Origin of the sequence: Kitasatospora cystarginea (assembly GCF_039533515.1) — a bacterium.
In the GTDB taxonomy this organism is placed as follows: Bacteria; Actinomycetota; Actinomycetes; order Streptomycetales; family Streptomycetaceae; genus Kitasatospora; species Kitasatospora cystarginea.
In genome coordinates this window covers 89,276-102,994 of sequence record NZ_BAAATR010000023.1, presented here as the reverse complement: position 1 = coordinate 102,994, position 13,719 = coordinate 89,276, and the positions used below count along the sequence as shown (strand labels likewise).

12 protein-coding genes are annotated in these 13,719 nt (G+C 70.9%); 2 read left to right on the top strand and 10 right to left on the bottom strand.

All coding sequences use genetic code 11. The features are described 5' to 3' along the window. Positions 1-46: 46 nt before the first annotated feature. A complete protein-coding gene (locus tag ABD369_RS24015) occupies positions 47-454 on the top strand; it encodes a hypothetical protein (protein WP_344638585.1) in 408 nt (135 codons plus the stop codon). A gap of 61 nt (positions 455-515) precedes the next feature. On the opposite strand, the gene ABD369_RS24010 is transcribed toward ABD369_RS24015, so the two are convergent. The 6 genes from ABD369_RS24010 to ABD369_RS23985 form a co-directional block, all read right to left on the bottom strand. Further along, positions 516-2,123: a solute symporter family protein gene (locus ABD369_RS24010; protein ID WP_344638620.1), complete on the bottom strand. Its 1,608-nt coding sequence runs from the start codon at positions 2,121-2,123 to the stop codon at positions 516-518. A gap of 134 nt (positions 2,124-2,257) precedes the next feature. Next, entirely contained in the window at positions 2,258-2,746 is a 489-nt protein-coding gene (locus ABD369_RS24005; RefSeq protein WP_344638584.1) for a DUF485 domain-containing protein, read from the bottom strand. Positions 2,747-2,918: 172 nt separating this feature from the next. Beyond that, entirely contained in the window at positions 2,919-3,626 is a 708-nt protein-coding gene (locus ABD369_RS24000) for a response regulator (protein WP_344638583.1), read from the bottom strand. 12 nt (positions 3,627-3,638) lie between these two features. Further along, positions 3,639-4,736: a sensor histidine kinase gene (locus ABD369_RS23995; protein ID WP_344638619.1), complete on the bottom strand. Its 1,098-nt coding sequence runs from the start codon at positions 4,734-4,736 to the stop codon at positions 3,639-3,641. 91 nt (positions 4,737-4,827) lie between these two features. Further along, positions 4,828-5,307 (bottom strand): DUF1453 domain-containing protein, encoded by a 480-nt coding sequence (locus ABD369_RS23990; protein WP_344638582.1) that lies wholly within the window; start codon positions 5,305-5,307, stop codon positions 4,828-4,830. A gap of 145 nt (positions 5,308-5,452) precedes the next feature. Beyond that, positions 5,453-7,564 (bottom strand): DNA gyrase/topoisomerase IV subunit B, encoded by a 2,112-nt coding sequence (locus tag ABD369_RS23985; protein ID WP_344638581.1) that lies wholly within the window; start codon positions 7,562-7,564, stop codon positions 5,453-5,455. Positions 7,565-8,083: 519 nt separating this feature from the next. Here ABD369_RS23985 and ABD369_RS23980 point away from each other — a divergent pair. Beyond that, a complete protein-coding gene (locus ABD369_RS23980) occupies positions 8,084-8,314 on the top strand; it encodes a DUF7455 domain-containing protein (RefSeq protein WP_344638580.1) in 231 nt (76 codons plus the stop codon). A gap of 184 nt (positions 8,315-8,498) precedes the next feature. On the opposite strand, the gene ABD369_RS23975 is transcribed toward ABD369_RS23980, so the two are convergent. The 4 genes from ABD369_RS23975 to ABD369_RS23960 all read right to left on the bottom strand — a co-directional run bounded on the left by ABD369_RS23975 (position 8,499) and on the right by ABD369_RS23960 (position 13,567). Beyond that, a complete protein-coding gene (locus ABD369_RS23975; protein ID WP_425557754.1) occupies positions 8,499-9,368 on the bottom strand; it encodes a S1 family peptidase in 870 nt (289 codons plus the stop codon). 207 nt (positions 9,369-9,575) lie between these two features. Continuing rightward, positions 9,576-11,192: an RNA polymerase sigma factor gene (locus ABD369_RS23970; RefSeq protein WP_344638578.1), complete on the bottom strand. Its 1,617-nt coding sequence runs from the start codon at positions 11,190-11,192 to the stop codon at positions 9,576-9,578. Between the two features lie 505 nt (positions 11,193-11,697). Beyond that, entirely contained in the window at positions 11,698-12,624 is a 927-nt protein-coding gene (locus ABD369_RS23965; protein WP_344638577.1) for a FadR/GntR family transcriptional regulator, read from the bottom strand. A gap of 268 nt (positions 12,625-12,892) precedes the next feature. Then, entirely contained in the window at positions 12,893-13,567 is a 675-nt protein-coding gene (locus ABD369_RS23960; RefSeq protein ID WP_344638576.1) for a hypothetical protein, read from the bottom strand. Between the last annotated feature and the right edge of the window lie 152 nt (positions 13,568-13,719).

Here is a 13,719-nt window from a genome sequence, read left to right as displayed (position 1 = left end):
CGGCAGAGCAAGCACATCCGGCTCTGATTCAAAGGAGAACAGTGCCATGATCTCGCGTATCGCAGGTCTGGTGGTCGGCACGGCGGCGATCCTGGCAGCCGCGGCAGGACCCTCGCTCGCCGCCCCGGCTACCCCGGAGGCCGTGACCCCCGCATGCCTCGCTGCCCTGAACCGCCCCTGCGCCTGGCAGCAGGCGAGCGGCAGCGGCTCCGGAATCGTCGGCTCGGCCAGGGTCTACGCCGCCGACGACCAGCTGACCATGCTCCGGGTGGAGGTGAAGATCCAGCGCGCCTGGGGCAGTCCCTGGGAGACCGTCGTCTCCACCACCATGATCCGCAGCGGGACGATACAGCTGTCCACGCCCTCGGTGGTCACCGAGTACCGAACGATGGTCTGTGCGACCGGTGGCCCGGCGGTGAGCGCCGAGGAGCAGATCACCACCTGTACCCGCTGATGCCTCGGGGGTGTGGGGAGCCGCGGCTCGGCTCCCCACACCCCCGGCGACCGGACAGGCCCTAAGCCGCGCCGGCGCCCGTCAGCGACCGGACCTCCAGCTCGGCGTACCGGTCGGCGTCCGCGACCTCGGAAGAGGTGACGGTACCGATCCAGCCCGCCAGGAAACCCATCGGAATGGAGACCAGACCGGGGTTCTCCAACGGGAACCAGTGGAAGTCCACCCCGGGGAAGAGCGCCGCCGGTGTCCCGGACACCACCGGCGAGAACACCACCAGCAGGACGGCGGGGACCAGCCCCCCGTACACCGACCAGACCACACCGCGGGTGGTGAAGCGGCGCCAGAACAGGGTGTAGAGCAGCGTCGGCAGATTGGCCGAGGCGGCCGCCGCGAAGGCGAGTCCGACCAGGAAGGCCACGTTCAACTGCTGGGCGAAGAGGCTGAGCACGATCGCCGTCGCCCCGATGGCCACCGCCGCCACCCGGGCCGCCATCACCTCCTGGCGCTCCGTCACCTCCCGGCCGCCGGGGCGCCGCCAGGCCCTCGCGTAGAGGTCGTGGGCGAAGGCCGCGGAGGAGGCCAGGGTCAGCCCGGCGACCACGGCCAGGATGGTGGCGAAGGCCACCGCCGAGATCAGCGCGAACAGCACCACGCCACCGGTACTGCCCATACCGCCGCCCAGATCCAGCGCGAGCAGCGGGACCGCGGTGTTCCCGGCGGGGTTGGCGGCCCGTACGGTCTTCGCGCCGATCACCGCGGTGGCGCCGAGGCCGAGCACGATGGCCATCAGATAGAAGCCGCCGATCAGGCCGATCGCCCACATCGTGGAGCGACGGGCCGCCCGGGCCGTGGGCACCGTGTAGAAGCGGGACAGGATGTGCGGCAGACCGGCCGTGCCCAGCACCAGGGCGAGGCCGAGGCTGAAGAGGTCCAGCCGGCTGACGGCGCTGGCGCCGTACTTGAGCCCCGGCTCCAGGTAGGCCCGGCCGACGCCGCTGTTCCGGGCGGCGGCCCGCATCAGCGCCGACGGGTCACCGTGGAAGCGGACCAGCACCAGCACGGTGAGCAGCGCCGCGCCGGTCAGCAGCAGCCCGGCCTTGACGATCTGGATCCAGGTGGTGGCCCGCATCCCGCCGACCGTGACATAAATGATCATCAGTGCGCCGACCCCGATGATGGTCAGCGTCTTGGCGAGGCCGCTGTCGGTACCGAGCAACAGGGCGACCAGACTGCCCGCGCCCACCATCTGCGCGATCAGGTAGAGGAGGGTGACGACCACGCCGGCCGTGCCCGCGGCGGCCCGCACCGGGCGTTGGCGCATCCGCAGGGCCAGCACGTCGGCCAGGGTGTACCGCCCGGCGTTTCGAACCAGTTCGGCGACCAGCATCAGCACCACCAGCCAGGCGACCAGGAAGCCGATGCTGTAGAGCACGCCGTCGTAGCCGTACAGCGCGATCAGGCCGGTGACGCCGAGGAAGGAGGCGGCTGAGAGGTAGTCCCCGGAGAGGGCGAAGCCGTTCTGCAGCGAGGTGAAGCCGCGCCCGCCGGTGTAGAAGTCCTCGGCGGCCTGACCACGACGCCCGGCCCAGAGCGTGATGCCGAGGGTGACCAGGACGATGACCGCGAACAGGACGACGGCCAGGTCGTGGTGCGCGCCGCCGGTCAGCATCCCGCTCCCGGTGTGCGTGGGGGCGGAGGCCGGCTGCGGCGGTGTGGTGGTGAGCGGTGCCGGGTGCGGGGCGAGGTACGAGGCTTCCGGCTGGGCGGTCGCCGTGGGCGCCAGGCGGGGGTTCGGGGCCGGGGTCATCGCAGCTGGTCCTGGGTGTCCCAGCGGAGGCCGAGCGCGGCTCGGTCCCGCTTGTCACGGGCGTGCCTGGCGTAGAGCCAGGCGAGCAGGAAGGTGGAGGCGAACTGCAACAGGCCCAGCAGCCACGCGACGTTCACCGGGCCGGCCACCTGGCTGCGCATCAGCCCCGGGGCGACGGCCTGCGCGGCCAGGTAGAGCAGGTACCAGAGCAGGAAGGCCGCGGTAGCCGGGAACACGAAGCCGCGGTAGCCGCGCCGGATCTCCTGGAACGGCGCGCTGGCCTGCACCGCCCGGTAGACCTCGGCGGCGTCGGTCGCCGGAGCCGTCCCGGCCGGCCCGGGCGCCGGTGAGGCCTCCACCGCCGACTCGACGGCCGGCCTCACCGCCGACCGCCTCGGTGCGAGGCGTACCGCCGGCGACCCGAGGACCGCCTTGCGCCTGATGGGCCGCGCCGCCCACCAGTCGTACCTCTCCTGCTGTGCCAATGCTGCTCCTGGACCTGGACGCCACGAGGGGGGTGGGGCGTCGGTGTGCTGGTGCAGGTGGCGGAGTATGCGGTTCCGCACGCCCGCTGACCGGACCATGATGGAGCCCTTGCGCACACCCTTATGGCCGATTGCGGATACGTTCACCTGATCAGGTGAGCGAAACGTCAGCTCACAAACTGCGCCTAATCCCATGGGTGAACGCGTACGCCACCGCCTGCGCGCGGTCCCGGACGGCGGTCTTGGCGAAGAGGTTGTTGATGTGCGTCTTCACCGTCGCCTGGCTGACGAAGAGCTCCCGCGCGATCTCCGCGTTGGACAGCCCGTCGGCGATCAGCGCCAGCACCTCGGCCTCCCGGACGGTGAGCCCGTCGGGCAGCTCGGGCCGGGCCGCCGGCTTCGGCGCCCCCGGAGCCGGCCCGTCCTGCCCCAGCGCCGGTGGCGCTGGAGGCTGCGACAGCCGCTCCAGCAGCCGCAGCTGCACCTGGGGGGAGAGTCCCGCCGCGCCGGAGCAGACGTCCGCGACGGCCCGGGCGATCTCCTCGGCGCCGGCGTCCTTGGTCAGGTACCCGCGGGCACCGGCCTGCAGGGCGGGGAAGAGCGAGTCGTCGTCGGCGTAGGTGGTGAGCACCACGACCTCGGTGTTCGGATGCTCGGCCCGGATCCGGCGGGTGGCCTCGACCCCGTCGCAGCGCGGCATCCGCAGGTCCATCAGGACCACGTCCGGCTCCTGCTCGGCCACCAGCCGGACGGCCTCCTCGCCGTCGGCCGCCGCACCGACCACCTCAATGTTCGGCAGGAGCCCCAGCAGCATCACGATCCCCTCGCGTACCACCGTTTGGTCATCGGCGACCACCACCCTGGTCGGCCGCTCACTCATGCCCCACCTCATTCACGCCGGCACCCGCAGCAGCACGCGCCAGCCTCCGTCCTCCGGGCCCGCCAGCAACTCGCCGCCGAGCAGCTCCGCGCGTTCACGCATCCCCAGCAGACCGTACCCACTTCCGCTGGCAGCGAGCTCTCCCGAGCCCGCACCGCGCGGCGGACGGGTGTTGCGCACCTCCAGCTCCACACGGCCCTCCAGGTAGCCGAGCCGGACCGTGACGCGGCTGCCGGGCGCGTGCTTGCGAACGTTGGTGAGCGCCTCCTGGGCGGTGCGCCGCACCGCCAGCCCGGCCTCGGCGGCCAGTGGCCTGGCCGTGCCGCGCACGATGAGCTCCGCGCCCTCCTGCCCCGTCAGCTCCACCAGGTACTCCCCCACCGGTGTGAACTCGCCGCGCAGCGCGGAGAGCGCCTGCCGGGTCTCGGTCAGGCCGTCCTGCGCCATCCGCCGGGCCGCCACCACCCGCTCCCTGACCTGCTCGCGCTCCGCCCCGGTGTCCAGCATCAACCGGGCCGCCTCCAGGTGGACCAGCTGTGCGGAGAGGCTGTGCGCCAGTACGTCGTGGATCTCCCGGGCGATCCTGGCCCGTTCGGCCAGCGCCGCGTTCTCCGCCTCGGCCTTGTGCGCTGCCCGTTCCTGGACCAGCAGCCGGTGCGCGGTAGCCCGGGACTCGGCGTCCAGCCTCAGCAGGCATCCGAGCAGCGCCAGGCCGCCGACGGTGGAGACGGTGGACAGCCAGCTCGCCCAGCTCACCGCGGCGTACGTACCGAAGGAGATTGCCGCCGCCAGCACGGCCGGCCCACGCGGCAGCCGAACCAGCACGGTCACCCCGAGGCCGAGCCAGATGATGTCCGAGAGCGGCACGGCGTGTTGCCACTCGGCCAGCGCGCCCACCACGAGCAGCCCGGCCGTGGCCGCCATGGTGGGCCAGAACCGCTGGTCGCGGCTGCACCGGTGCAGGGCGGTGGCGAGGACCGCGGCCGCCACGATCTCCGCCACCACCGCGGCGGCCGTCCAGAACCCGAAGCGGCCGCGTGAGAAGGTGCCCCAGATCATCACCGTGAACACCACGGCCCTGGTGGCCCACGCGATGATCCGCCGGGGCATGCTCTCCTCGCGGCGCAGCCCCTCCCGGGGCGGCCAGCGGGTCCACTCCTCCAGCGGCACGGACGGTCCTCTCGTTACTGGGACGGCCGGATCAAACACCGGCACCGCAGGGCCGTTCCAGGCTACGGGCCCGCCAGTTGAGTACCAGGCCGCGAACCAGCAGCAGCGCCCCGACGCTGAGCAGCAGGGCGTTGCTGCTCTGGTGCACGTGGAGTGCCGAGCCGAGGCCGTAGAGACCGACCCGAATGGCGATCATGACACCCCAGACCGCGACGGTGGCCATGGTTCCCTTGGCCCACACGCTGCCGTCGCTCTCCTGCCAGAGCCGGACGGTCCAGCCCCACGCCGAACCCACCGCGAGCACCGCGACGATCGAGGTGGCCAGGAGTCCGACGGATTCGGCCCGGTGGGTGGAGTCGATCAGCGCGGGATCGCGCAGCCCGAGCCCGGCCAGGACCACCGGGAGGATCCAGAACCGGCGCTCGGTGTCGATCTTGCGGGCACGCAGCTGACGGCCGACCATCAGTGCGGCCACCGCGATCGCGATCAGGACGTTGGTGAGGGCGGGCATCGCTTTCTCCGACCGGACGGGGGTGCTTCCTTGACACCACCGACGCTACGGAGCGCGGGCCGTCGAGACCTCGGAGCCAGGGTTGATCCGGAAGGGCGAGGGGCCCTCCACCCGTAGGTGGAGGGCCCCTTCCAACCGGCGACCGTCAGGCGTCGATGCGCGAGCGGTCCAGGGTGGCGGCCGAGTCCACGATGAACTCCCGGCGCGGCGCGACCTCGTTGCCCATCAGCAGGTCGAAGATCTTCTCGGCCTGCTCCAGGTCGCCGAGGTTGATCCGGCGCAGGGTGCGGTGGCGCGGGTCCATGGTGGTCTCGGCCAGCTGGTCGGCGTCCATCTCACCGAGGCCCTTGTACCGCTGCACCGGGTCCTTCCAGCGCTGCCCCTTGCGCTGGAACTCCAGCAGGGTGCTGCGCAGTTCGGCGTCGGAGTAGGTGTAGTGGTACTTCTCCTGACCGCGCTTGGGGTTGGTGAGCTCGATCCGGTGCAGCGGCGGGACGGCGGCGAAGACCCGGCCCTGCTCGACCATCGGGCGCATGTAGCGGTGGAAGAGCGTCAGCAGCAGGGTGCGGATGTGCGAACCGTCGACATCGGCGTCGGCCATGAAGATGACCTTGCCGTAGCGGGCCTGGTCGATGTCGAAGGTACGGCCCGAACCCGCCCCTATCACCTGGATGATCGAGGCGCACTCGGCGTTCTTGAGCATGTCGCTCACGGACGCCTTCTGCACGTTCAGGATCTTGCCGCGGATCGGCAGCAGCGCCTGGAACTCCGAGTTGCGGGCCAGCTTGGCGGTGCCGAGCGCCGAATCGCCCTCCACGATGAACAGTTCGCTGCGGTCGACGTCGTCGCTGCGGCAGTCGGCCAGCTTGGCGGGCAGCGAGGAGGTCTCCAGCGCGGTCTTCCGGCGCTGCGCCTCCTTGTGCTGGCGCGCGGCGACCCGGGTACGGGCGGCGGCGACCACCTTGTCCAGCACGGCCCGTGCCTGGACCTTCTGCTCCTTCTTGGCGGAGCTCAGGAACGCCTTGAGCTCCTTGGCCACTACCGCGGCCACGATCCGGTTGGCCGCCGAGGTGCCGAGCACCTCCTTGGTCTGGCCCTCGAACTGCGGCTCGGCGAGCCGGACGGTGACCACCGCGGTGAGGCCCTCGGTGGCGTCGTCCTTGGTGATGTCGTCCTCGGCCACGCGCAGCAACTTGGTTGCCCGCAGCACCTCGTTGACGGTCTTGGCCAGCGAGCGCTCGAAGCCGGTGACGTGGGTGCCGCCCTTGGGGGTGGCGATGATGTTGACGAAGGAGCGCAGGGTGTAGTCGTAACCGGCGCCCCAGCGCAGCGCGATGTCCACCCCGAGGTGACGGGTGACCTCGGTCGGGGTCATGTGCCCGCGCTCGTCCAGGACCGGGACGGTCTCCTTGAAGCTGCCCTCGCCGTGCAGCCGCAGCACGTCGCAGATCGCCCGGTCGGGAGCCAGGAACTCGGTGAACTCGCCGATGCCGCCGTCGAAACGGAAGGTGGTCTCCTCGACCTTGTCGCTCTCCGTCAGCCGCTCGTCACGGACCACGATCGTCAGGCCCGGGACCAGGAAGGCGGTCTGGCGGGCCCGGTTGTGCAGGCTCTCCAGGGAGAGTCGGGCGTCCTTGAGGAAGATCTGCCGGTCGGCCCAGTAGCGGATCCGGGTACCGGTGCGGCCCCTGGGCGCCTTGCCCTTCTTGGTGAGCCCGCTGGTCGCCTCGAACGGCGCGTCCGGGCTGAGCTCGGTGAAGATGCCGGGGGTGCCGCGCCGGAAGCTGATCGCGTGGGTGTGCCCGCCGCGGTCCACCTCGACGTCCAGGCGCGCGGAGAGCGCGTTGACCACAGAGGCGCCGACACCGTGCAGACCACCGGAGGCGGCGTAGGAGCCGCCGCCGAACTTGCCGCCGGCGTGCAGCTTGGTCATCACGACCTCGACACCCGACAGCCCGGTCTTCGGCTCGATGTCGACCGGGATGCCACGGCCGTTGTCGCGCACCTCGACCGAGCCGTCCTCGTGCAGCAGCACCTCGATCCGGTCACAGAAACCACCGAGCGCCTCGTCCACCGAGTTGTCGATGATCTCCCACAGGCAGTGCATCAGACCGCGACTGTCGGTCGACCCGATGTACATGCCCGGACGCTTGCGGACAGCCTCCAGGCCCTCCAGGACGAGCAGGTGCCGAGCGGTGTAATTGGAACCGTCGTCTCCGGCCAACAAGCCGGACGGCACGGTTTTTTCAGCGCTCACGCGGTGCTCCTCATCGAAGTTCTGACCCGTCCGACTTCCGTCCGACGCTCGACTGACTTCCGGCCCGGTCCACAGGCCGACTCGCACAGTGTTCCCAATGCCTGAGACACAGACGGCTCGGCCCGCGCAGCTTGTACGCGCTGCGCGAACAAGACCCGCGCCGGAGCCCGGTACCCGGGAGCGCCATCTCCACCTGCCACCAAGGGTCCTGGCGCACCGAGACGCCAACGACAGGCGGCGGAACTGCTGTGATGCAGGCTACCGGTGCCGGGGACGGGGCTTATGCTCCAACCCAGCTGAGGATTATGCTACGCGGACCCCGATCCCGCTTCGTCAGGGCGTTCGAGGGCCGGGGCGGATCCTGGGAATCGGTACGCATGAACCACCGAAGCCCTGGGCACGTCCTCAGCAACAACACAGCAGAATCCTCAGAGAAGAAAAGCCACGAGCGGGAACGATTTCGACCTGGTTGGATGTTCACCCTGGTACGACAGCTCGTCGAGCTAGAGAAGAGGCGACGTGACTACTGTTCTGACACCTGCGAGCCCGCTCACCGCGGCTGACCGCTGCGACCGCTGCGGCGCCCAGGCCTACCTGCGCGTCGTACTCGCAAGCGGCGGGGAGCTGCTCTTCTGCGCCCACCACGGCCGGAAGTTCGAGCCCGAGCTCAAGAAGATCGCCGTCGAAATACAGGACGAGACGGGTCGCCTCTCGACGACCTCCGCCTCGGCCTCCGACGACGAGCGCTGACCTCGACGCTCGCCCGGCGAGCTGAGTCGAGCCAGGCCGACACCAGCCGGACGGCAGGCCCCGCAAGGGGTTTGCCGTCCGGCTGCGGCGTTTCCCGCCCCCGCCCCCACGACCGAACTGACACGCTGTCGGAGCGTGCCCACCGCAACACCCAAGGTCAGTACGGGAGTACGGAGAGCGGTCGTCAGATCACCGAGTGCAGCCAGTCGGACACCGCCGCCAGCCGGGTGTAGACGCCGGGGTGATTGGGGTCGGCGCAACCGGTGCCCCAGGAAACCAGCCCGGCAAGCCGGCCACCCACCAACAGCGGACCGCCACTGTCGCCCTGGCAGGCGTCCTTGCCGCCGCGCTCCTCCCCCGCGCAGACCATTCCCCTGGCGTCGAACGCCCCTTCCGGGCCGCCCGGATACGCGCGTGCGCAGACCTCGTCCGGGACGATCGGCACATCGACGCCGTGCAGGGTGTTGGAGTAACTACCGTCTCCCCTGGTGTCACCCCAGCCGTAGACCTGCGCCCGAGTGCTCGGCGCGTACGGCTCCGTCTCGCCGGGCGCCACGTAGTCGAGCGCGGCGGACGCCGGCTGGGCCTCGGCGAGCGTGAGCACCGCCACATCCTGCATGTTGGTCGCGTACGAGTAGCCGGGGTGGACAAGCACCTCGCGGACCTCGATCTCCCTACCGGTACGCCGAGTGAGGTCGTCCCTGCCTGCGACCACCCGCAACCCCGGCCGGTCCACCCGCCGGCCGGTGTGCTCGTCGTAGAAGCAGTGCGCGGCCGTCACCACCTTGGTCGGCGCCACCAGGGTGCCGCCGCAGAACTGCCCGGACCGGGAGTTGCCGAACTCCCTGCGGCTGGCCACCGCCACCATCCAGGGATGGGTGGCGGTGGTGACCATCCCGCCGCCCACCACGCGTCGCTGTGCCTCGGCGGGCGCGGCGGCGACGGTCATTGCAATCAGCGAGGCCGGCAGGGCGGCGAGTAGCGCCAGCGTCACCACCCGGCGGCGGCGCCTGCGAGGCGGCAGTGTGGCCGGATGGACGTCCAGGGTGGGCAGCACCGGTTTCTCCAGACAGGTTCGGCAGCGGACAACCGGCACAGCGTATGTGATCGACTACGCAAAGTTCCGACGCCCGTCGCCGCACCACCCGCACGAGCGATCCGGCGCAGGGCTGGATGACGCGCACCCCTACGCCGTCGGTGTCCGGACAGGCCGAAGGGCCCGGAGCGCAAGGCTCCGGGCCCTTCGGGGGCGGTCCGGGAATCAGTCCAGGTAGTCGCGAAGCACCTGCGAACGCGACGGGTGCCGCAGCTTCGACATGGTCTTCGACTCGATCTGGCGGATGCGCTCACGGGTGACCCCGTAGACCTTGCCGATCTCGTCCAACGTCTTCGGCTGGCCGTCGGTGAGGCCGAAGCGCATCGAGACCACGCCGGCCTCGCGCTCGCTCAGGGTGTCGAGCACCGAGTGCAGCTGCTCCTGGAGCAGGGTGAAGCTGACCGCGTCGGCCGGGACGACCGCCTCGGAGTCCTCGATCAGGTCACCGAACTCACTGTCGCCGTCCTCACCCAGCGGGGTGTGCAGCGAGATGGGCTCGCGGCCGTACTTCTGGACCTCGATGACCTTCTCCGGGGTCATGTCGAGCTCCTTGGCCAGCTCCTCCGGGGTGGGCTCGCGGCCCAGGTCCTGGAGCATCTGGCGCTGGACGCGGGCCAGCTTGTTGATGACCTCGACCATGTGCACCGGGATGCGGATGGTGCGGGCCTGGTCGGCCATCGCGCGGGTGATCGCCTGGCGGATCCACCAGGTGGCGTAGGTGGAGAACTTGTAGCCCTTGGTGTAGTCGAACTTCTCGACCGCACGGATCAGACCCAGGTTGCCCTCCTGGATCAGGTCCAGGAAGAGCATGCCGCGGCCGGTGTAGCGCTTGGCCAGCGACACCACCAGGCGGAGGTTGGCCTCCAGCAGGTGGTTCTTGGCGCGACGGCCGTCCTCGGCGATGATCTCCAGCTCGCGCTTGAGCTTCGGGGCGAGCTTGTCGGCCGCGCTGAGCTTGTCCTCGGCGAACAGACCGGCCTCGATGCGCTTGGCGAGCTCGACCTCCTGCTCGGCGTTGAGCAGCGGGACCTTACCGATCTGCTTCAGGTAGTCCTTGACCGGGTCGGCGGTGGCACCGGCGACGGCGACCTGCTGGGCCGGCGCGTCGTCCTCGTCGTCGTCGGAGAGGACGAAGCCCTCCGACTCCTCCTCCGGAGCGTCGCCCTCGGCCTTGTCGCCGGGCAGTGCGACATCGTCGAGCAGCTCCTCGTCACCGAGCAGCTCCTCGTCACCCTTGGCCGCCTTGGCGGCGGTCTTCTTGGCGGCGGTCTTCTTGGCGGGCGCGGCGGTCTTCTTCGCGGCGGCCTTCTTCGCGGGGGCAGCGACCTTCTTGGCCACGGCCTTCAGCTCGGCGGTCTCGACGCTCTCCACCACCGTGACCTCGGTGGTGGAGACCACCGCGGCAACGGCCGGGGCCGCCGGGGTCGCCGCGGGAGCGATCCGTACCGGGGGCCGGGTGGGGGCGGTCGGGGTCCGAGTGGTGACGGCCTTGGTCGCGGTGCGCTTGGTGGTGCTCTTGGCGGCAACGCTCTTGCGCTTGGACCCGGCGGGTTCAGCAGCGCTGACCATCAGGTCCACCCCTTCCTCAATCAGCACCTGGTTGAGGCTGCGCATGACGTTCTTCCACTTGGTGACCGGGATCTGGTCTGCCTCGAACGCCTGGCGCACGTCGTCACCGGCGATCTGCCCCTGGGCCTTGCCCCGCTCGATGAGCGCGAGCAGAGCCGCGGACTCGGCGATCTCGGGGGGAAGCGAACGGGATGTGCTGGCCGACACGAACAACCTCTCGGACGATGAGTGGACTCGAACCCCGTACCTGGCCACCCGAGGAGCGGGAAGTGACACGCGATGACGCGCGGTGTCGATTCCGACCGGCTCGGAGCCCCAGGACTGGGTCTGTAGGACGGCAGCAGCGCCGCAGACCAACACAGCATTCTGACACTGGGCTGGTATTCCGGAGCTGCTTCCGCTCCGTACACATCGCTGCCGCCCCTCAAGTGTTACGCATGGCCGTCGTGGCGCCGGTCACACCGGTGCGTCGGCGCAAAGACGGCCCTCCCGGCCGGCCCGGACGGCCGCGCGACCGCGGCGGTCCGGGGACTGCGGCGGTCGCGGAGCTCGGTCGGTTCGGCCGAAGGGCCGTGATGCCATTGTCTCCGGGCGGTGCCCGATCTCGCGTCCGGGAGCCACCCGGTCCTCTCCGGACGGGCGCCCGGTCTCCTCCGGACGGGCCCCCGGGCTTCTCCGGGATGTGCCCGGTCCGGAGCCCGGTTCAAGCCGGGCCGGATCAGTGCTCGCGCGGACCCGGCACCGAGGGCTCGATCTCCGGATGGACGGTGAGCAGCGCCCGGACCGCCGCCTCGGCAGCGGTGCCGTCGCCGGTGCCGAGCGCGTCGACCAGCCGGGCGTGCAGGCTGACCGAGGCATCGGAGGGCCGCTCGCAGGTGGTCGCCGAGCCGCCGGAGACCTGCAGGGCGCAGGCCACGATCCCGGAGAGGTGCTCCAGCATCCGGTTGCCCGCCAGCTGCAGGACCAGTGCGTGCAGCTCGGTGTCGGCCCGGCCGAAGCTGACCAGGTCGCCCTGGGCCGCGGTGTGGCCCATCACCTCGGTGAGCTCCACCAGCCGCTGCTGGACGTCCTCCCGGCCGTGTCCGGCGGCGAGGCGGGCGGCGAGCGGCTCGATCGCCCAGCGGAGCTCGAACAGCTCGCGGCGCTGCTCGTCCCGCTGCGGGCCGAAGGCCCGCCACTCGATGATGTCGGGGTCGAGCAGGTTCCAGTCGCTGACCGGGCGGACCCGGGTGCCGACGTTCGGCCGGGCGCTGACCAGGCCCTTGGCCTCCAGCACCCGCAGCGACTCGCGGACGACGGTGCGGGATACCTCGAACCGCTGGCCGATCTCCTCGGGGACCAGCGGGCGGTCTGCCCCGAGGTCGCCCGAGACGATCATCTGGCCGAGCTGCTGGACCAACTGGCCATGCAGACCGCGGCCGCGGCTGCTGGTGGTCTTCCGGCCGACCCTGCCGAGGTCGGCCTCCGCGCCCTCCCAGCGTGGCGGGGGCGGAGTGGGCCGATCGGCGTACGAGAAGCGGTCAAGCTCGCCGGCGCCGACTGGGTCTGCCGAACGAGCTGCGGTCATGGTGGGGTGCGCAAGGGTACTCACACGTCCTTTGTCGGCGATCGGTGGTGTCGGCTTGAGAATTCTCGTGAAAAGCACACGAAAGGGTGATCGCCCCTGACCGGATAATTGACTTCTTATCAGGCAGAAACCGCTCTTTTCGATCTCTCCTCTTCGACTGCCGTGACGGGTCGCCACCCCAGGGCGGCCGCCCGACCCGCTGCACGCCCCCTGTCCGACCAGGTCACCGTGGGCTGTGCCGCGCCATGCCGGTCCGGATCACATCGCGGCGCGCTGTCCCGGGACGGGCCCGGGCCCGTCGTACCGACGCCCTCGGCGGCGGCCGGCGGAAGGCGCCGACGTTCAGTCAGAAGGCGCGCCGCCGGCCCTGCACCAGAAGGCAGACGCCCACGAAGGCCACCGCAGAGGCGAGCAAGACGGCCGGGAACAGCGGCTGCAGTGCGGGGGCCGGCGCCGGACCGGGCGCCGCGGCTGCCCCCTCGGTAGCGGCCCCCAGCCAGTCCAGCCCGTACTGGAACGGCAGCAGCTCACGGATCTGGTCGGGCAGCGGCTGACCCGGCTGACGGAGCACCGGCACGAGCGCCGGCTCCAACAGTGCGGGGAGCGCACAGAGGATGAGCAGCCCCGCGGCCGCACTGCGCACCAGCGGGGTCGCGAGCAGCCCGGCCCAGCCGGCCAGCACCATCAGCACCCCGTACACCGCGAGGATCGTGCCCGCGGCCGCCAGCCTCGGGACGTCCCCGGTGACGAGAGCGCCTCCCAGTGCGCCCGCTCCGAGTGCGGCGATCGGGAGCGGCAGCAGCGGGACGACCGCGGTCACCGACCGGACTGCGGCCGGCACCGAGAGGGCGCCCGCAGGCAGTTGGTGGGCCAGCACCGCGGCGACGGCGGCGTCGCCGAGCAGGACCGTACCGAGGACGAAGCGGCGGTCGGTGTCCCGGCGGGCGTCGAAGGTCAGGTCCAGCAGAGCCGGCGGGCGATCCCGGCGGTAGACCTTGGTCAGTCCGGTGATCTGAATCATCGCTGCCTGCTCCCATGCCTTAGGTCGACTGGGTCTGCGGGCACCACGGATGGTCCCCGGGGGCGTACCCGCGCCAGCACACTAGGCCGCACCACGAGATTGTTCGGACATTGCGGATGAATCATGCACGGCACGGCCGCGCAGCTCACTCA

Coding starts and splice junctions, on each gene's coding strand:
- ABD369_RS24015 (WP_344638585.1), top strand. CDS start 47: ATGATCTCGCGTATCGCAGGTCTGGTGGTCGGCACGGCGGCGATCCTG.
- ABD369_RS24010 (WP_344638620.1), bottom strand. CDS start 2,123: ATGCTGACCGGCGGCGCGCACCACGACCTGGCCGTCGTCCTGTTCGCG.
- ABD369_RS24000 (WP_344638583.1), bottom strand. CDS start 3,626: ATGAGTGAGCGGCCGACCAGGGTGGTGGTCGCCGATGACCAAACGGTG.
- ABD369_RS23995 (WP_344638619.1), bottom strand. CDS start 4,736: ATGCCCCGGCGGATCATCGCGTGGGCCACCAGGGCCGTGGTGTTCACG.
- ABD369_RS23990 (WP_344638582.1), bottom strand. CDS start 5,307: ATGCCCGCCCTCACCAACGTCCTGATCGCGATCGCGGTGGCCGCACTG.
- ABD369_RS23960 (WP_344638576.1), bottom strand. CDS start 13,567: ATGATTCAGATCACCGGACTGACCAAGGTCTACCGCCGGGATCGCCCG.